Origin of the sequence: Pustulibacterium marinum (assembly GCF_900116665.1) — a bacterium.
Taxonomy (GTDB): Bacteria; Bacteroidota; Bacteroidia; order Flavobacteriales; family Flavobacteriaceae; genus Pustulibacterium; species Pustulibacterium marinum.
Genome location: NZ_FPBK01000001.1, coordinates 139,317 through 158,493, shown reverse-complemented (window position 1 = coordinate 158,493; position 19,177 = coordinate 139,317). Strand labels below are relative to the sequence as shown.

Genomic DNA, 19,177 nt, shown 5'->3' with positions numbered 1-19,177 from the left:
AAAGAATCTACTTATTCTGCAAAGAAACTTTCAAGCTCTTTTAAAGTTTCGGTAGAGGTTTGAATATCTTTCACCACAGTTCCTTTATTCAACACCACAATACGTTCACAAACCTCGGTTACGTGTAGCAAATCATGGCTAGAAACTAGAACCGTTACATCTTTTTCCTGAGATAATTCCTTGATGATTTTTTTTAATCGAATTTGAGTCGTGGGATCTAAGTTTGCAAAAGGTTCATCTAAAATCACCACTTTTGGATTTCCAATAAACGAAGCTACAATACCTGCTTTTTTCTGATTTCCTTTACTCATATCGCGCAAGTACTTTTTTTGTCCTAGAATTTCATCGTGGAAAAAGTCTGAAAACTGCGCCAATAATCTATCTACATCAGCTTTATTTTGACCACGAAGTTCCCCTATGAAATAAAAATATTCTTCCGCAGTAAGGTACCCGATCAAAAAAGATTCATCTATAAAAGAAGAAGTAAAGGGTTTCCAGTCTTCGCTTTCATGTACCGGAATATTATTATTCTTAATGTATCCTGAAGAAGGACGTATCAAATCTAATAGCAAACTAAAAAAAGTAGTTTTTCCTGCTCCATTGTTGCCAACCAAACCAAAGCTTTGTCCTTTTGGAATATCTAAATTATCAATATTTAAAACCGTGGTGCTATTATATGTTTTCGAAAGATTTTTTACTGTAATCATAATGCAAAAGCGAGTTAATTATTTATCAGAATAAGCGGCAATAGCTTTGTATTTTTCTTTTTGATATTGTTTTTCTATGAAACTGAGAATTGGATTTTTTAACATTAATCCTAGTAAACCGGAAACTGCCAAACCAGCAACGCCGTACATCCAACTATCCATAATCAAATAGGGAACAAAAAAGAATAGAATAGGCAAACCCATTTTAGGAATTGCAATTAAAAATTGAGAAGCGTTAAATGCTTGAGTATTGGAAAAAGCTTTATTACGCTCGTTCAAATTAATAACGGTTTTATTGAATACTCCACCGAGTAAATTCAAGTATGTATTCAAACCAATATTAAAAAGAGCTCCTGCCAAAATCACCAAAAGAATATCCATACCAAAATACACATACGGTATGCTTAATATGGCCGAAATTATGGTAAAAACAACCATTAAAAGCCATTTACTCTCCAAGTACGTTTTATACCGAATGTTTTGACTCATCATTAACTTGTAATATTCACTATCCCAAGAAGGTACATTTTGGCCAAACGTCATTAAAAAACCTCCTGTTACAAAAACAGCAGCAAAAGGTTTTATCCAAACTTGATTTTCATATACACTATTGGAAAAAAATATGATACCGTAGAACAAAAATAGAAATGACAGAAACAGTACTTGCTTGGGCCTTTTATTTCGCCAAATCATTTTTAAATCGTTCTTTAAGAAGGGAGCTAATTTTCCGAATTTATTTAGGAATGATAAATCTGCAGCTTCTACCTCTTTCACTCTTTTACGAACCACTCCGTCCAAATAAAAGTTCTTATCTAAAAATTGAAAGATGAGTACGTATAATAAAATAACCGCCAACAACGGAACTACTAAAAGATAGGGCGTTGTGTACAAAGCATGCAAACCGCTTCCTATGTACGGAGTTGCATCAAAAATATTGGTATACCAAAGTGTAATCATCACAGCCAATAAAGCTGCAATAAAACCAAAAAATGTACTATTCTTATTAACTAGAAAATTTATAAAATTGATAGCACAAGTAATCAATAACATTCCTGCGAACCAAGCCAAAGCACTATAACCATAGCCTTTTACAAGCAATACAATAGTAAATGGAACGTAAAAGAAAAGCGGTATAAAGTTGAACAAAGATAGAACTGATTTTCCTATGAGAAAATTGATCACTGTTTTTCTACTGATAGGCAATACCATGAGCGGCTTTATATTTACTACCGGAAGCTGTTGCAACAAGTAACGGTAGAGCATTTCTAACAAAAACCAATAGATAAGATAATTGTTTACAATAATAAATGGATCATCTTCCGGGAATACATCTTCTAGAATAAAATAAGTAGCTATTCCTCCACCAATAAGCTCTGCGATAATCAAAAGAGCGAAAAGGCCAAGTACTATTTTAACAGCAATCTTCTGTTGAAATGCAGCCGAACGCTTAAACTGTTTCCACTCTAACGACAAAAATTTCTTTATCATAAGAAAGATAATTTAGTTGGTTATTAAGTTAGTAGCTATTTATTTAAAATGTTACGCTTGCTGCATAAATTTATATTCAGGGTATACTTCGTTTAGATATTTTTCGGCATTTTTAGGAATCACAAAAAAGGTTATGTAGGTGTACAGCAAATAGCAGACAATCAAAGTAGCCATTGTAAATGCTCCTACCAAAGACGCGACGCCTTCTGCAGAATTATCAAAAAACACGAACAACTGAACCGGCACTTGCATTACAAGAGAATTTATCCCGAAAGTATAGATCAACTCTTTAAAAATAAATTTTCGATCTTCTTTTTGTTTGAATTGTTTTTGCTTTTGAACAATCATATACACAAAAGAAGCTACCATATGCAGTAACAATAGCAACCAAAGTACAAATGTTAGTTTTTCATAGTTTCTGAAAACTAAATACAAAAGATACACGCTCCCAACAGAACCAATAATTTTGGGCAGTTTGAAAAAGCTTTTGAACTGTTGCCAAATAATTTTCAAGTATCGTTTGTGCAATGCGTTTTGTCGTTGTTCTACAATTTCGGTAAAGCCAAAAATACCGAATTTCTTAAACTCAATTTGTAAGGCTTCTTCAAAAGGAATTTCAGGATTCTTTTCCCATTGTGCTTCAATAGCATTTGCCAAATGGTCTACCAATTCGGTTTGTAGATCATAAAACTCCACATAATGCTTTCTGGTAAAAGCGTATAAAGCTGCTATTTGTTCTTGGTTTACTTTCATTACTTATGCTTGCTGCATCAATTCGTATGCTGGATATACTTCATTTAAATATTTATCAGCATTCTTTGGTATGTATACAACGACTATATAAAGATATAGAAGCAAAACTACAAACAATACTGAATAAGCTGCGGCATAATACCCTCCTACAGAACGAGGTGAAAAAATAATTAAATTGAGGGGAATCTGTATAAAAATTGAAGAAACTCCATAGTTAAAAATATACTCTTTAAAAATAAACTTTCGCCCAGATTTTTGTTGACGGTATTTTTTAAAAAGCATCAACCCAATCATAATAGAGATCACAGCTACAATGATTTTATTAGTTACCCCTAAAAGCACTTCTGAATAATTTGTAAACAACAAAAACACTGCATACATAGCCAATAAAGAACCTATAATTCTTGGTAACTTGAAGAAGCTTAACAAATGTTTGAAAATTATTTTATTGTAGCGCTTTTTCAGAGCAATTTCGCGCTCTTCAGCAATTCTACGAAAACCGGAAACTCCAAATTTCTTAATCTCATTTCTAAATGCCTCATTAAAAGAAACAGCTGTATCTTCTTGCCAAACAGCTTCAATACCGTTAGCCATATGATCTACTAACTCGCTTTGAACATCATAATACTGCACATGCTTGGCAACAAAATCATGTAAGACTGCCAATTGTTCCTGATTTACTTTTTTGTTGGTTGTTGTATGCATCATTATATTAATTTAGGTTGCAATAAGTTTTGCATGGTTTCTAAATACGCTTCTAATTCTGATAACTTCTGAACGCTCTCTTTTGCGCCATCCTCGGTAAGTTTGTAATACTTACGCAAGCGTCCATCTACTTTTTCTACTTCTACCTGAAGTAAACCATCTGCTTCCAACTTGTGTAATGCAGGATATAGCGCTCCTTCTGTTATAAGAAGATCGCCGTTGGAAATTTCTTTTACTTTTTGAGTAATCTCATAACCATACATTCTCCCTTCATCTCCCAAAAGTTTTAAGAGAATGGTATGAATACTTCCTTTATATAAATTCGGTTTTGCCATTGTTTTAAATATCTGTTATAAATGTAAGAAAAAATTAATACCTAAAAAACTTAGGTATGTTTTAATTTTATTTTATCATCTTCTTAAAACCCTTTTAAGTTTTCATTTCTGTCCTTTACACTAGAATTTTAAAAAATTGAATTATGAAAAAAGTGATGAACATGAATTCTGTAATTACACTATTGCTAATTATGGTTTCTGCTACTGCTTTCGCACAGAACAATTACGACAAAAATTTAAAATTTGGAATTGCCGTTGATGGTGGTATTCCTGTGGGCGATGATGACGCATTTGATGCTTCACTGGGGCTTGATGCCAGATTACAGCTTAATGTTACCGAAAAAACATCTTTGATGGCCACAACGGGTTATACACATCTGTTTTCCAACTATCAAGATTCTGGGTTTATTCCTGCTAAGTTGGGCTTCAAATCATTTTTCGCAAATAGTTTTTACGTATCGGGAGAAGCGGGTGCTGCTTTTGGTGTTAATAAATTAGACGAAACATCTTTCTTATGGTCTCCGGGAATTGGTTATGCAAATGAAACCTGGGATGTAAGTGCACGTTATGAAGATTATTCTGATTATGATTTTGGACAAGTAGCTTTGCGAATAGCGTATGCTTTTAAACTATAAAATATAAATAGAGATCTCTAAAAAACTAATTGAAACCTTCTTTAATACTGGAGGTTTCTTTTTTTCAGTATCTTACAATTCTTAGTACTTTTGCTAAAAATAAAATACATGAATACATTTCATCCGTTAACGGTAAAACATATTGACAGATCTACACCAAACTCGGTAATTGTCACATTTGATATTCCTTCAAATTTAAAGTCTGAATTCAAGTTTATTCCCGGACAATACATTACTATTGAAAAAGAATTGAATGGCGAAAAACTTCGCAGAGCCTACTCTATTTGTACAGACCCAACTTCAAGAGAAGTCGCTGTAGGTATTAAACGTATGGAAAACGGAAGCTTTTCTAAGTATGCAAACGAAATTCTTCAAGTTGGAGATTCGCTTTTGGTACATCCTCCACAAGGACGCTTTGTTTACAATCATAAAAATACGGGAGATACCATAGTTGGTTTTGCCGCAGGAAGCGGAATTACTCCAATAATGAGTATTCTAAAAACTGTCATCTATAAAACCAATAATCAATTTGTATTGGTTTACGGGAACAAATCGGTTTCTGAAGCTATGTTTTATGATGAATTGATGGACTTAGTAAAAAAATTTCCAGATAGGTTAACCATTCATTTTGTTTTTAGTCAACAAGAAGAACCGAATGCTCTATACGGAAGAATTGAAAGCTCTACTGTGAGTACTATCATTTCTGAAAAATCTGAAGGAACAGATCTTGAAGCTTTTTACGTTTGCGGACCAGAGGCAATGATCAATACAGTGTCTGAAACTTTAGAGAAGCAAGGTATAGCAAAGAACAAAATTCATTTTGAATTGTTTTCTTCTGAACCTATGCTAGAAACCAATGAAGCTGTAGAAGAAGGTGCTTGTAAAGTAACGGTTCTTGTTGATGATGAAGAGACCGTTTTTTTAATGGACAAAAAACAAACTATTCTTACAGCTGCTCTGGCTAATCAAGTAGACGCTCCATATTCTTGTCAAGGCGGAATTTGTAGTAGTTGCGTAGCTAAAGTAACAGAAGGAAAAGCCGTAATGGACAAAAATCAAATTTTAATGGATGATGAGATTGAAGATGGTTTGATTTTAACCTGCCAAGCTCATCCTATCACCAATACAATTTCAATAGATTATGACGACGTATAATTTGGAATCTTTTGTGCGTCTAAGATCTTTTTAATTTTTGAAACAACGTCATGCGGATCAATAGTTCGCATGGCGTTTTCATATCCAGGAACTTCTTTGTTTCCATAGACAGAAGTTGGTAACTGAGGATATTTTTTTCTATCGGAAATCAAAGCATGCTCTAGTGGTTGTTGAAACGGAGTAAATCCTGCATACGGATGTGTTGCTCCCCAAAGTGTTACTACTTTTGTGCCCATCATAGCAGCTATGTGTGCGTTTCCACTATCCATAGAAAGTAACACATCTAAATAACTCATTAGCGTTACTTCCTCCTTGAAATTGATAGAACCCGCAACAATTTTCACATTGGAAAAAGACTGCTGCAATTCTTCCAATTTATCTTTTTCAGACCTTGCCCCAAACAAAAAGATGGTATTATCTGCATCGTTCGCAATACCAGCAATTACTTGCTCCATCAAGTCCTTTGGATAAATTTTGGTTTCGTATTGGGCGTATGGTGCTATACCAATCCAATTTGTAGTTTTCTCGCCATTGGTAAGTTCTAAAATAGCTTCCGTAAGCGGATTCTTCTTTGGAAAATCTACCTTCGAAATATCAATAGGATAGCCCAATTTCTCAAACGTATCGGCATGACGCTGAAACATTGATTTTAGCTGTTTGAACTCTTTATTCTCTGGCCTTGTCAGCGCTTTCTTCTCTTCCCTTCCTTTATCGGTATGTTCTACTCTTTTGCCAGAAATATTAAAAATAGTACGTATGAATTTTGATCGAATCACATTATGCAAATCTGCTACTGCATCAATTTTTAATTTACGCAGGTCTGCATATAACTTTACCATTCCTTTTGCACCTTTATGACGATCTTTAAGATCTACACCATAAAAGTTGATTCCTGGAATAGTTTGAAAAAGTGGTTCAAAAAAAGGATGCGATACTACTGTAAGCTTAACTTTTGGATATTGTTGCCTAAACGCTCTTAGCACAGGTACCGTCATCGCCACATCGCCCATCGCCGAAAGCCTGATTACTAAAATATGTTCTTCTGCATCCATCAAAAAAAAGGGGGTACTTTTTCTTATTTCTTTTGTTGGTACAATACTGGGTTTAATTCCTCGTCATTGTACATTTTCATTTGCTTATACACTTTCATGTATTTGTCTCCGCTTTCAATATCGCTCAATAATTGATCTATTGCCAAAGACAGGTCTTTCTTTTGTTCTAGTAGAACGTCTAATTTTATTTGACATTTTGCCTTGTGAGCATGAGAAGCACCATCACGGTCAACTTCCTCTTGCATATGATAAATTTTTAAAGCCAAAATAGACAAACGGTCTATAGCCCAAGCCGGACTTTCTGAGTTGATTGTTGCACTTTCCTTTGCAACAACATCCTTGTATTTATTTAAAAAATAACTGTCTATATATTCAACAGTATCTGTTCTGTCTTGGTTAGAAGCATCTATCTTTCTTTTCAAATCTAAAGCATCCACAGGTGCAATATCCGGATCTCTCACGATATCTTCATAATGCCATTGAACAGTATCAATCCAATTTTTTCTATACAACAAATGTTCTAGACTATCGGATGGATAAGGGTTTTCAAAAGGTTGATAAACATCATCAATTACGTGATACTTCTTAATACTTTCTTCAAAAATTTCAAAAGCGAAATTGCTAAACATATACAATTCAATTAGTTGATAAACAGTAGAAACGCTAATTATGTGCATTTCTCGTGCTGCAAATATACTTTAAATAATTACTTTTGAATAATAATACGTATTGAAATGATTGTACATCACCTTGCTTCAGAAAATTCTATCATTCATAAATTCATAAATGAGTTAAGAGATCAATCTATTCAAAAAGATGCTCAAAGGTTTAGAAGAAATATTGAGCGCATTGGTGAAATTTTGGCTTATGAAATAAGCAAAACTCTTGATTTTTCTGCCAAGTCATTAGAAACTCCTTTAGCTACGTATCATGGAAAATCTATTGCAGATGCTATTGTTATCTGCTCCGTTTTACGTGCTGGTTTACCGCTACACAATGGGCTCTTAAATTATTTTGATGATGCTGAAAACACTTTTATTTCTGCTTTTAGACATCAAACAAATACTGAAAATGATTTTGAAATAGTAGTAGAATATTTGGCATCGCCATCCTTAGAGGGTAAAACACTTATTTTGGCCGATCCTATGTTAGCAACAGGACAATCTATGGTTGCTGTTTTAAAAGCTTTAAAAGCAATGGGAAAACCGAAGAAAATCCATATAGCATCGGTAATTGGAGCAACAGAAGGTGTGGAATTTATTAAAAAACATTTTCCTGAAGATACTACACTTTGGATTGCTGCAATTGATGAAAATCTAAATGAAAAAGGCTATATAGTTCCCGGGTTGGGTGATGCCGGCGATCTTGCCTTCGGAAGTAAATTACAACACTAGAACAACCAGTGGAATTGCTACGATAAAAATCCAGAGTAATAGTTCTTTTAACCAAAAAGTTCGTAATCTTTCCAGCACTGTTCCTATCAAAATAGCTAAAGGGAAAAACATAAAAATCATTTCGGCTCCGTTACTTATTTCTGAAAGTAAAGCAATTATGGTGGAAGCAAAAAGACCAAGAATTAAAATCCAAAAAGGTTTTTGCAGTTTGATTGATTTACTTTGAAAATTTGCAAAAAACTGAAGCACAGCCCAAGTTCCCATAATAAATAGAAATGCTGCAGGAACCATAAATTGTGGTGTTTTGTATTTTTCAATATTGAAGGCGAATTCAATTTCTGGCCACTGAAAATTCATCAATCCACCTTGAAAATAAATCAAATAAACCGCATAAAAAATAGCCAATGTTAGCGCAGCTATGTAAGGAACCATCCAGTTTTTAAAACTCTTCGCCTGAAAAAATAAAATTCCAAAGAAGGGTAAAATAAATAATGGAAATGCCCAGTTAAAAAGAAAAAAAGCTACTCCAATCCATAGAACGCTATCAAATATCTTCGCTTTGGTGCTAATCATAGATTTAAGACTGATCAATCTTCTGTAAGCCAATAGAACAAAAACATTGGAAAGTATAAGTTTGTGATTGGTTAATACAGCAGGAAAAAAGGCAAATAACAGCACAAAAACCAATAGCGCGTAACTGTTATTATTGGTCAATTTATTTTTGGAATCTATAAAAACTACCAATCCAAATGAAATGAGTAGTAAAACCAAATTCAATCCTTGTTCTATTAAAAACGAAGTTTCCTTAGGTTCATAACTAAACAAAAATGATTTAAACACCACAATTCCCAGCAACAGCAGAACCAGCACCAAATAATTTATAGGTTTTGTTTTACTAAAAAAGCTTGAAATCATAGGATGTTTTTATATTTTTGTCTGGTTAATAATATTCATCTGTTGATTATGAAAGATTTTTTTGAAGGAATAGCAGACTTATTTGTAAACGTATTGTTTGCTCCTCTAGATTTTTTAAGAAACTTAGAACTAGACACTTGGTGGGGTGCTAATGCAATAAATTTCTTTTTTATTGCAATCGGATTTTGTGCTTTAGCTTATTGGTTAAACTTCTTTAAGGAGTACAACAGAACAGAACCGACTTCGACTTTATAAGTCGAAGCCGATGTCTTTACGATAATACATCTTATCAAAATGTAGTTTTTCTATGTTTTGATAAGATTTTTTTAGTGCCTCTTTGAAATCACTTCCGTAAGAGGTAACCGCAATTACACGACCTCCGCTAGTAAGCACTTTTTCATCTTTCAAAATAGTCCCTGCGTGGAAAACTAAGGAGTCTTCAATGTTTTCTTCACCGGTAATTTCTTTTCCTTTTTCGTATGCTTCTGGATATCCACCTGAAACTGCCATAACCGTTGTTGCTGTTCTTTTATCTATTTCAAAAGAAACTTGATCTAAAGTTCCGTTTCCGGTAGCAACTAACAAATCAACTAAATCAGATTTAATCCTAGGGAAAACAACTTCTGTTTCCGGATCTCCCATACGTACGTTGTACTCAATTACTAAAGGCTCATTCCCTACTTTGATCAAACCAATAAAAATGAATCCTTTGTATGGAATATTATCTTTTTGAAGTCCTTCTACTGTTGGTTTTACAATACGGTCTTCAATTTTTTGCATGAACTCATCATTCGCAAAAGGAACCGGAGAAACAGCACCCATTCCGCCTGTATTCAATCCTGTGTCACCTTCGCCAATACGCTTGTAATCTTTTGCTGTTGGAAGAATTTTGTAGTTTTTACCATCAGTCAAAACAAAAACGCTTAACTCAATACCATCTAAAAACTCTTCAATCACTACTTTAGAACTTGCGTCACCAAATTTAGCATCTACTAACATGTTGCTCAATTCAGCTTTTGCTTCATCTAAATCATTCAAAATCAAAACACCTTTTCCGGCAGCCAAACCGTCTGCTTTTAAAACATACGGAGCAGTTAAACTTTCCAAAAATTTATGTCCGTCTGCAACGGTGTCTTTAGTAAAACTTTCATAAGCAGCTGTTGGCACCTTATGGCGTTTCATAAACTCTTTGGCAAATTCTTTACTTCCTTCTAACGTTGCACCTAATTTCTGTGGTCCAATTACGGGAACTGATTTTAGCGCTTCATCTGCCAAGAAAAAATCGTGCACTCCTTTTACCAAAGGATCTTCCGGACCTACAACTACCAAATCAATACTTTTTGAAATCACTTGCTCTTTTACAGCTTCAAAATCTGCAGCATCAATAGCAATGTTGGTTGCTATTTTAGCAGTTCCGGCATTACCTGGAGCCACATATAAATTTTCAATTTTATCACTTTGTGCAAGTTTCCAAGTAAATGTGTGCTCTCTTCCTCCTGAGCCTAAAACAAGTATGTTCATGATTTTTGTGTTGTTGTCTGTTTAGATTTGACTAAAAAATGTTCTATTAAAAACCGGGTTAAATAACCGCTTGATTTTAGGACGCCAAAGTTAAGCGCCTTTCGGTAAAAATTATAATTATGTTTTAATAAATTGAATTTATTCGCAGAAATAGAATCCTTTCGTACACGGTAATAGGCCAAACTCTCTAAAATTCCAACTGCTTTGCCCGCTTCCTTGATGCAACTAAGCCACAAACCCCAATCTTGGCGTTTGCGAATCAATGGCATGTACACTTTACCCAAAACCTCAGCATTATACATTCCTGTTAGGTTACCTACGTAGTTACTTTTTAGCATTTTGGCATAATCAACTTCTTCCAATGCGGTGATCGTTTTCCCTAAAGGATTGCTGTTTTCATCCATCAAATCATAACTAGAAAAGCAGACAGTAATGTTTTTGTCTTCCATCAATGTTACTTGTTTCTCTAGTTTTTCGGGCTTCCAACAATCATCTCCATCTAAAAAAGCAATATATCTTCCAGAGGACATATTGATGGCCTTATTACGAGCATAACCAGCTCCTCTATTTTTGGTTAGCGGAATGAGTTTAATTCGGCTATCTTCTTGCTGAAATTTACTTACAATAGCTCTTGTATCATCTGAAGAAGCATCATCTGCAATGAGCATTTCCCAGTATGGATATGTTTGATTTTGAACAGACTGAATAGTTTCCGAAATAAATTTTTCCGAATTATATGTGGGTGTAATGATAGAAACTAAAGGCTTTGCCACGATTAAAATTTTATAAAGTTTGAAATTCCTTTAAAGCGAGGTGAATGGCTTTTTTAATTTCTGAAGGGGAATGATGTTCAAATGTAAAATCTTTTAATTGCTCGTAGGTCTTTTTAATATCAATTTGTGAATTTGATTCTGAAATCCTAATAATTTTAGGATGCGATGTAGCTTCAATTTTGGCATCTGCTTCATATAATTCTTCCCGTAATTTTTCGCCCTCTTGTAGACCTATTTCTTGAATTTCTACTGTATACTGAATCTGTAATTCTTGGATTAACGCTTGAATGAGCTCTTTAATTTTCACAGGTTTTCCCATATGAAAGGTAAAAAGATTGCCTTCACTCTTTAAAATACTAGTTTGCAAGATAAGATTACAAGCGTCTGATATTCCTATAAAATAACGCTCTACAGCTTTATGCGTAAGTGTAATTGGCTGTTTGTTTTTCAATTGATTGGTAAAGGTTTCCACAACCGATCCGTTGGAATTAAAAACATTTCCAAAACGAACAATTTTGAACTCCACACCAGTTTCCTTTTTTGCTAAATCTAAAAGGTATTGTTCTGCCAAACGCTTGGTAGCTCCCATCACATTGGACGGATTTACAGCTTTGTCTGAAGATATTAATACAAAATGCTTGGTATGATATTTTTTGGCAACTTCACATACATTGACAGTTCCGAAAAAATTGACTTTTAAAGCTTCTGACGGATTTTTTTCAGTAATATGAACATGTTTATAAGCAGCGGCGTGAAAAACGATTTCAGGTCTTAATTCCGAGAAAATTTCGGTAAGCAATGCTTCATCTCTAATGTCTCCCAGCAAACATTCTACATTGGTGAGTAACTTTGTCTCTAAAAAAATATGATGTAATGGCGTTTCAGCAACATCAAACAAAATCAATTTTTTAGGTTGATATGTTGCTATTTTTCTACATAATTCTGAGCCTATACTTCCGCCTGCACCCGTTACTATGACGGTTTTATCCGTAATTAATTTTTGAATTTCTTCTGCTTGAATCGTGTAATCTTGTGGCGGTACAATTGCTGCTAATTCCATAATCATCTTCCTTACTTTTAAAAATACAAAGATTTTGGGTTAGGCCGCAAAAAATTCGTGAATTGTTTCGATAATATAGCTGAGTTGCTCGTCTGTTAAACCAGAGCCAGAAGGCAAACACAGCCCTTTTGAAAATAGTGTTTCTGATGTTCCATCTCCGTAAAACTTAGCTTTGGCGTAGAGTGGCTGCAAGTGCATTGGTTTCCATAAAAATCGTGATTCAATTCCTTTAGACGCCAAGTAATCCTTCAATTCTGTATTTGTTTTTCCCGCTTCGTTTTCATCAATCAAAATACACGTCAACCAATGATTGGAACTAAAATCTGAAGTAGGTTCTGTATGCACTTTTATGAAATCATATTTTGCCAATGCATCTTTATAATGCTGTTGAATAGTTTTTCGGCGTATTACAAATTCAGGCAGTTTGGTAATTTGAGCATTTCCGATAGCTGCAGAAATATTACTCAATGCATAATTAAATCCTAATTGACTATGCTGATAAAATGGAGCATCATCTTTTGCTTGGTTGGCTAAAAATCGAATATAATCTGCCTGTTCTTTAGTTTTACAGATAACCGCACCTCCACCCGAAGTAGTAATGATTTTATTTCCATTAAATGAAAAAATCGCAAGGTCTCCGAAGGTTCCACATTTACGATTTTTGAAACTGCTTCCTAATGCCTCGGCGCTATCTTCGATAAGCGGAATATTGTACTGATTTGCAATTACCTTGATTTCTTCACTAAAAGGCATTCCGTATAAGCTTACGGCAATTATTGCTTTTGGTTTTTTATTTTGAGTTTGAAGATCTTCAATAGATTTTTGAAGTAATATTGGCGACATATTCCAGGTTTCATCTTCTGAATCTATGAAAATTGGAGTTGCTCCAACGTATTGAATTGGGTTTGCAGAAGCTGTAAACGTAAAGCTTTGTGTAATTACAAAATCAACTTTACCAGCTCCTAGAGCCAACAAACTTAAATGAATTGCTGCCGTACCAGAATTAACTGCAACAGGAAAAACTTCTTCTCCCAAATAATGTTGAATAGCATTTTCAAATTTTATAACTTCAGGACCTTGAGGTGCTATCCAGCCAGATTTTATGGCATTTTGAACGTATTGCTCTTCCAGATGATTTACACATGGTGGCGAAAGCAATATTTTTTTTCGTTCTGTCAAAATTCAAAAAAGTAAAAGAAATGATTGCTGAAAACGGCAATTTAATATGCTTTGTCTTCACCTTTAACAGCATTGTATACCGTTAAGAAAACAATTTTAAGATCTAATAGAATATTCCAGTTTTCAATATAGAAAATATCATATTTTACTCGGTTGATGATATCGTTATCGGTTTCAATCTCTCCACGATATCCACGTACTTGAGCCAAACCAGTTATTCCAGGTTTGATAAAGTGGCGTACCATAAATTTATCAATCTTCTTTGCGTAGTTTTCAGTATGTGAAATCATATGCGGACGCGGTCCTACTACCGACATATCGCCTAAGAAAACATTATAAAATTGTGGTAATTCATCAATACTTGTTTTACGAAGAATACGACCTACTTTGGTAATACGAGCATCACCTTTTGTAGCTTGTTGTTTGTTCGCATCTTTATTAGGCGTCATAGATCTGAACTTAAAACATTCAAATTCATGAAACCCTACTCCACTTCTCTTTTGCTTAAAAAACACAGGGCCCTTGGACTCTATCTTAATAATTAAAGCTATAAGCGGTGTGAGCCAAGATAATACCAATACGATTACAAGTGATGAAAAGAGGATGTCAAAACCTCTTTTAAGTATTCTATTAATTGGTTCATCTACAGAAATATTACGAAGGGATAAAATAGGTGTATATCCGTAATATTCATATTTCAATTGTTTACTGAAAATCTCTTTGTTATCCGGTAAAAATTTCAACAACTTCAAATTGTTATCAGCAAAAGCTATGAACTCCGCAATATCTACATCTTCCATGGCTGCCAATGAGCAGTATATTTCATCTATATTATTATCAATGATAAAACTGAAACAGCCTTCTAACGTTGAAAAGGTAGCATTTTTTCCAAATGAAATAAATCCGCAGAAATTATAGCCATACTCTGGGTTTCTCTCAAAAAAATCTTTTAATTGAAGTGTATTTCTATTCTGACCTATAATTACAATTCTCTTTTGATTACCGCCAAGCGTTCTTCTATAACGTTTCATGAAGAAGAAAATAGCTATACGAATAGCTCCCATGGCGGCTGTGATCATCAAAGCATAACCTACAATCTGTGTAGGTGGTAGATTTTCTTCGTAAAATATACTGAAATAGGAGAACGTAAACAGCAGAATAATAAAACCTTGTTTGAAAATTTTTGATGCAATTCTGATAAGGTTTGTATATCTATGAATATCATAGAAATCTTGTTGAAGCGATGTAAAAAACCAGACTATAGAAATATAGATGTAAAACTTCACATCAAAGTCCTCCGAAAATAACAGGAAGAAGCCAAAGACATTAAGAATTATAAGGTCTATAGCAAAAGACAGCGGACGCAAAAGACCGGAGAATCTTTTCTTTTTTGAACTACTCATTCTTTTTGGTTAGTTATTTCAACAATTTTTGTAGAGTATAAAACTAAGAATTTACTTTGAATAAAAATGATATCGTACAAAATAAAATTGAATCGTATCTACAATTTTAAGAATACCATAGGCTAAGACGTTATAATTTAGAATATCTGGTATAAATACTTTCAAGAATTGGTATATTCTTTTTTAAGTTGAAGATCTCATTATACACTAGAAAAGAGTTTTTAAAAGTTTCGAAATTATTTATAGTTCAGTACATGATATTCATTATTTAATAGATATTAAAACGCAATTAAAAATTGTCTGCTCTTTGGAGATAAAGGCTGTCGATCTGCTTATATACGACTAATTTTGTTTGATGAGTATAACATCAAATTCTCAACCCCCATGAGAAAGAATCAATATAATTTTTAGCAACAGCCCTATATATTTAGAAAAAGTCATAAAGAATTAAAACATTGTGCTCACAATGAGACTATACATAAGTCACTTTCTATATCTTAGAAACATAAATAACATTAAATTAATTTAGCCTAAATGTACTAAGTGTCTACTTTCATAATTTAATAATCTCTTTTCTTCACTAGTTTCCTTTAAAACAATCTTCAAAATAATTCATATATTGTTCATGAATTATATCAAGTGAATAATTTAATTCAACTTCTTTAAAATTATTTTCTATTTTCTTATTATGAACATATTTATCCACATCTCTATCTAAAATTTCTGTTATTTCCTTAGATGTTCTAAAATAAAATGCATTCTCTTTCAAAATTGTTCTATTAAAAATATTGCTATGAGCAATTATGAAGGCCTTGGAGGCCATTGCTTCAATCAAAGAAGGATTTGTACCTCCTACGGAATGACCATGAAAATAATAATGAGAAAAGTATCTTAAATTGTTTAAATGGCTTAATTTGTAAATCCCTCCCAAAAATAAAATACGATCATCTCCTTCAAATTTTTTTTTCAAATATTGTCCATAAGCATTACTAAAATCTCCAATAACCAGAAACTTTCTGGTACTTTTTGAAGCAGTAAAACCACTTAATATTTTTAAAATATTATTTTCAGGTTCCATTCTTGCGATAAGCATATCATATTCAAATGGTTTCACTTCATACTTTTTCAAAAACCTTTGAGAAGGGCTTTTAAATAACTTAGCTCCATAAGCTATAAATTTTGATTGCCTTTTGTATGTTCTTCTTAAATATTCTTGAACTCCTATCGAATCAGAAACTAAAAAATCACTACTAATTACCGCTAGTCTTTCTGCTGTTTTTAAAAATTGTTTAACAGAATAATTGTATTTAGAACGTTTCCATTCAAATCCATCCATATTAGTAATTATAACTGCATCCTTAGGAAGCAACTTATACCAAACAGAACTACTAGTATATCCTAATTGAAGAATAATATCAAAATTCTTCTTTCTTACATCTAGTATACAATTCAAATCATAAATAAATTGACCTGCTGTTCCCATCTTATATTCAGCATCATATTTATGTATTATTTTGACCCCCTTGAAAAAGGGCTTTTTGTACTTGTGATTATGAGAATTGTAGACATACACATCATGTCCTTTCCGAACTAAATAAACTGAAAAAAATTCAGCAAATTGTTCAAATCCACCATGATAATTAGGGATTCCTCTGGTCCCTATTATTGCTATTTTCAAAATATACTACTTTTGTTAAAAATAAAGAATTAAAGAGAAAAAAAAAGGTGATTCCCTTGTTGCGCACCAAACATACTTCAAATAAAAAGATAAAATATACTAAAATGCAAAAATATCGATATATCACATTTCCGTTAAATAAAACGAATGTATTGTATATCAAATAAAAAATAAAAATAAAGAATCCTAAAAAACCGTAATAAAAAAGATAGTTTATATACTGATTATGAACATTGAAGCCTTCAAACCAATTTGGAGCTAAGTTATAACTCATATAATTGTAATCAAGAACATCCTGAGCGTCTCCTTCATTAAACCCGAAAAGAATTTTTTGTTTTTTAAATAGGTTATATAGTGCAATTTTAGCAAAAATATATCTTAGTTCAAGATCACTAATTGTTGTTTTTTCTTGATAAGAAAATTGCTTCTTCTGATAGTAATCATCCGTCGGTTTGAAATTCAAAACCTCATGTCTTATGACTAATCCATCTGTAAACCTATTCATTAATCTTGGAGAAATTAAAAAAAACAAAAAAACAAAAAACAAAAGAAATATTAAATTCTTTTTGTTCATGAATTTATTAAAATGAATAAAAAACTGGTGTAAGAAAATTAGAAAGGCTATGGTTATTACTGCTTTTGAAGAACATAAGACAAGAGATGTTAATAATATTCCTACATGGACCATTTTTTTTTTAGATATAGAACTAAAATTACCTGTATATATATCTATTAAAAAGGCGACAACAATAAATAAAGAAAAATAAACTGGATGTTGACCTAAAATTTTTGTGAATCCATGAAAATGTAAATCTGTATAATTATAATTAAATAAAAGCTTTATTAGAAAATGTACTAATAAAATTAAACAAGCTACAATAACTGAATTGTAAAACCATTTTAAAATATCGAAAAAAAAACAGTCCTTTAAATTCTGATTTAAGATTATTATTGGTAATAAAACACTAAGTAGGTACAAATCTAATGCTTTTATGGCTAATTCTTTATTAAAAGAAAAAAATGCACTTATACACTGAATTACAAAAAGAGCTAGAGGAAATAAAAATATTGGTGATAATAATTTACGTACATTGTTTTTATCAAAAAATAGAATATTAAATATGGCTGCTACAATAATACTAATATTACCTATTTTAATGGTAAAAGGTAATGTTATAAAAACAAAGATTATTAAAATTGAATTTATAAATTCCTTATAACTATTTATTTTTCTGTAGATATCAATCATTAATATGAATTAATTAACTTTAAAAGTTCACGTACTCTTAAATTCCAAGAGTATTCATCAATATTTATTTCATTTTTTATTCCTGCTTGTGAACTATTTAAAATCAAAGAAAAATTTTTGGGGTCATTTGTAACAAATACATATTCTTGCATTTCTTCTAACCCATTTCCTGATGTCCCTATGACTTTTTTATTCGCTGCTAAGTATTCATACATCTTAATTGAATTAGCACCCGATTTCTTCGAATCTTCAACTACATAAGGTATGATACAAATATCAAAATTTTTTACATAATTAGGATATTCGTCGTAGTGTTTATCTCCTAAATAGTAGAAATTATTAGTCTTATTAATTTTTTTATAGACTTTTTTATCAAGAATTTGACCTATAAAAACAAAAGACAAATGAGGATTATCAATTAATACCTCATTCAGAAAAGGAACATCTATTAAATGAGATACCTTACCTCCAAAGCCAACAATAGGTCTAGGAATATTTTTTATATCTCTAGGTATTTCCGATTTTCCAGAAAATCGCTTTACATCAACACCATTTTTAATTAAACTTATAAAGTTAGGAGAAAATTTTTGATAAAATCTACTAATATTTTCTTTCGAATTCGTAACCCAAAAATTACATTTTTTTGCGTAAACATTATAAGCTTCATATATCTTAAATCTAACCTTTTTATAAACGTTAAATTTGGTAAAATCATCCCATGCATCAAAAATTTTCAATGAACTACTAACATTTTCTAAAAGTTGATACGCAAAGATATTTTGACTTAAAATAACGCATTCTGAGAAATCAATGATATTCAAACATTTATTTATAAACTTTAATAGCCCCTCATCTCCATACTTTTCTACAAACCATAAATACTTTTTTAAAAGTTGACCTATAATATCAGGGAAAATTGAATCTACCATGTAAAGATTATCGTTAATCTTATATAGTGTAAAGTACTTTTCTTTATAAACTACATCGTAGTTAAATCTAATCTTTCTATATCTCAAAAAAATCTCTAGTCTAGTGGTTGGTCTATTTACTATTAATGTTTTCTGAGATTTTATAGTTCCAAACTCTTCAATAAAATGAGCATCTCTAGTTCTAAAACCTTCCTTCTGGATTTTTCTCCAATCATGAAAAGGAATTACAATCAAATTCATATAAGT

General features: G+C 32.2%; 20 protein-coding genes and 1 pseudogene. 5 read left to right on the top strand and 16 right to left on the bottom strand.

The features are described from left to right. Positions 1-11: 11 nt before the first annotated feature. Genes BM383_RS00755 through BM383_RS00735 form a run of 5 tightly spaced genes read right to left on the bottom strand, consistent with a single transcriptional unit; the run spans position 12 to position 3,988 of the window. Complete coding sequence (locus BM383_RS00755) at positions 12-707, bottom strand: ABC transporter ATP-binding protein (protein ID WP_093021592.1); 696 nt, start codon at positions 705-707, stop codon at positions 12-14. Positions 708-725: 18 nt separating this feature from the next. Then, positions 726-2,195, bottom strand: a complete 1,470-nt coding sequence (locus BM383_RS00750) for a DUF5687 family protein (RefSeq protein ID WP_093021588.1) — start codon at positions 2,193-2,195, stop codon at positions 726-728. Positions 2,196-2,246: 51 nt separating this feature from the next. Continuing rightward, positions 2,247-2,948: a hypothetical protein gene (locus tag BM383_RS00745; protein ID WP_093021585.1), complete on the bottom strand. Its 702-nt coding sequence runs from the start codon at positions 2,946-2,948 to the stop codon at positions 2,247-2,249. A 3-nt stretch (positions 2,949-2,951) separates the two neighbouring features. After that, on the bottom strand, positions 2,952-3,656 hold the full coding sequence (locus BM383_RS00740) for a hypothetical protein (protein WP_093021582.1): 705 nt from the start codon (positions 3,654-3,656) through the stop codon (positions 2,952-2,954). After that, positions 3,656-3,988 carry a PadR family transcriptional regulator gene (locus tag BM383_RS00735; protein WP_093021579.1) on the bottom strand — a complete coding sequence of 111 codons (333 nt, stop codon included), beginning with the start codon at positions 3,986-3,988 and terminating at the stop codon, positions 3,656-3,658. Before BM383_RS00735 ends, BM383_RS00740 begins: the two co-directional genes overlap by 1 nt. Positions 3,989-4,131: 143 nt before the next feature. Between BM383_RS00735 and BM383_RS00730 the strand changes: the two genes are divergently transcribed. After that, complete coding sequence (locus tag BM383_RS00730) at positions 4,132-4,623, top strand: outer membrane beta-barrel protein (RefSeq protein ID WP_093021576.1); 492 nt, start codon at positions 4,132-4,134, stop codon at positions 4,621-4,623. Positions 4,624-4,731: 108 nt separating this feature from the next. Next, positions 4,732-5,778 (top strand): ferredoxin--NADP reductase, encoded by a 1,047-nt coding sequence (locus tag BM383_RS00725; RefSeq protein WP_093021573.1) that lies wholly within the window; start codon positions 4,732-4,734, stop codon positions 5,776-5,778. Here the strand turns inward: BM383_RS00725 and BM383_RS00720 are convergent. Together BM383_RS00720 and BM383_RS00715 are read right to left on the bottom strand one after the other, a co-directional pair. After that, complete coding sequence (locus tag BM383_RS00720) at positions 5,763-6,830, bottom strand: glycosyltransferase family 9 protein (RefSeq protein WP_093021570.1); 1,068 nt, start codon at positions 6,828-6,830, stop codon at positions 5,763-5,765. The two genes, BM383_RS00725 and BM383_RS00720, sit on opposite strands and share 16 nt — an antisense overlap. A gap of 23 nt (positions 6,831-6,853) precedes the next feature. After that, positions 6,854-7,459, bottom strand: a complete 606-nt coding sequence (locus BM383_RS00715) for a DUF4254 domain-containing protein (RefSeq protein ID WP_093023381.1) — start codon at positions 7,457-7,459, stop codon at positions 6,854-6,856. Positions 7,460-7,564: 105 nt separating this feature from the next. On the opposite strand from BM383_RS00715, the gene upp reads away from it, so the two are divergent. After that, a complete protein-coding gene (upp, locus tag BM383_RS00710) occupies positions 7,565-8,224 on the top strand; it encodes a uracil phosphoribosyltransferase (RefSeq protein ID WP_093021568.1) in 660 nt (219 codons plus the stop codon). Here the strand turns inward: upp and BM383_RS00705 are convergent. Beyond that, the gene (locus BM383_RS00705; protein ID WP_093021565.1) at positions 8,213-9,139 is read right to left on the bottom strand and encodes a DUF6427 family protein; all 927 of its coding nucleotides are present in this window, start codon (positions 9,137-9,139) and stop codon (positions 8,213-8,215) included. The genes upp and BM383_RS00705 overlap by 12 nt on opposite strands. Positions 9,140-9,187: 48 nt before the next feature. Between BM383_RS00705 and BM383_RS00700 the strand changes: the two genes are divergently transcribed. Beyond that, positions 9,188-9,394: a DUF6341 family protein gene (locus tag BM383_RS00700; RefSeq protein WP_093021563.1), complete on the top strand. Its 207-nt coding sequence runs from the start codon at positions 9,188-9,190 to the stop codon at positions 9,392-9,394. Here the strand turns inward: BM383_RS00700 and purD are convergent. From purD to BM383_RS00675, 5 genes are read right to left on the bottom strand one after another with little or no spacing between them, the layout of a single operon-like run. Next, entirely contained in the window at positions 9,389-10,660 is a 1,272-nt protein-coding gene (gene purD / locus BM383_RS00695; protein ID WP_093021560.1) for a phosphoribosylamine--glycine ligase, read from the bottom strand. The genes BM383_RS00700 and purD overlap by 6 nt on opposite strands. Further along, a complete protein-coding gene (locus BM383_RS00690) occupies positions 10,657-11,433 on the bottom strand; it encodes a glycosyltransferase family 2 protein (RefSeq protein ID WP_093021557.1) in 777 nt (258 codons plus the stop codon). The genes purD and BM383_RS00690 overlap by 4 nt, the downstream gene beginning before the upstream one ends. Before the next feature lie 10 nt (positions 11,434-11,443). Continuing rightward, positions 11,444-12,493: an SDR family NAD(P)-dependent oxidoreductase gene (locus BM383_RS00685; protein WP_177229044.1), complete on the bottom strand. Its 1,050-nt coding sequence runs from the start codon at positions 12,491-12,493 to the stop codon at positions 11,444-11,446. 39 nt (positions 12,494-12,532) lie between these two features. Continuing rightward, the gene (locus tag BM383_RS00680; protein ID WP_093021551.1) at positions 12,533-13,672 is read right to left on the bottom strand and encodes a DegT/DnrJ/EryC1/StrS family aminotransferase; all 1,140 of its coding nucleotides are present in this window, start codon (positions 13,670-13,672) and stop codon (positions 12,533-12,535) included. A 41-nt stretch (positions 13,673-13,713) separates the two neighbouring features. Continuing rightward, positions 13,714-15,075 (bottom strand): undecaprenyl-phosphate glucose phosphotransferase, encoded by a 1,362-nt coding sequence (locus BM383_RS00675; protein WP_093021548.1) that lies wholly within the window; start codon positions 15,073-15,075, stop codon positions 13,714-13,716. A 211-nt stretch (positions 15,076-15,286) separates the two neighbouring features. Between BM383_RS00675 and BM383_RS19140 the strand changes: the two are divergent. Continuing rightward, a pseudogene (locus BM383_RS19140) lies at positions 15,287-15,604 on the top strand (IS982 family transposase); the annotation flags it as partial. A 51-nt stretch (positions 15,605-15,655) separates the two neighbouring features. Here the strand turns inward: BM383_RS19140 and BM383_RS00670 are convergent. From BM383_RS00670 to BM383_RS00660, 3 genes are read right to left on the bottom strand one after another with little or no spacing between them, the layout of a single operon-like run. Next, on the bottom strand, positions 15,656-16,753 hold the full coding sequence (locus BM383_RS00670) for a DUF1972 domain-containing protein (RefSeq protein WP_093021545.1): 1,098 nt from the start codon (positions 16,751-16,753) through the stop codon (positions 15,656-15,658). Then, positions 16,716-18,002, bottom strand: a complete 1,287-nt coding sequence (locus BM383_RS00665; RefSeq protein ID WP_093021542.1) for a hypothetical protein — start codon at positions 18,000-18,002, stop codon at positions 16,716-16,718. Before BM383_RS00665 ends, BM383_RS00670 begins: the two co-directional genes overlap by 38 nt. Beyond that, entirely contained in the window at positions 18,002-19,171 is a 1,170-nt protein-coding gene (locus tag BM383_RS00660) for a glycosyltransferase family protein (protein WP_093021539.1), read from the bottom strand. Before BM383_RS00660 ends, BM383_RS00665 begins: the two co-directional genes overlap by 1 nt. Positions 19,172-19,177: the final 6 nt, after the last annotated feature.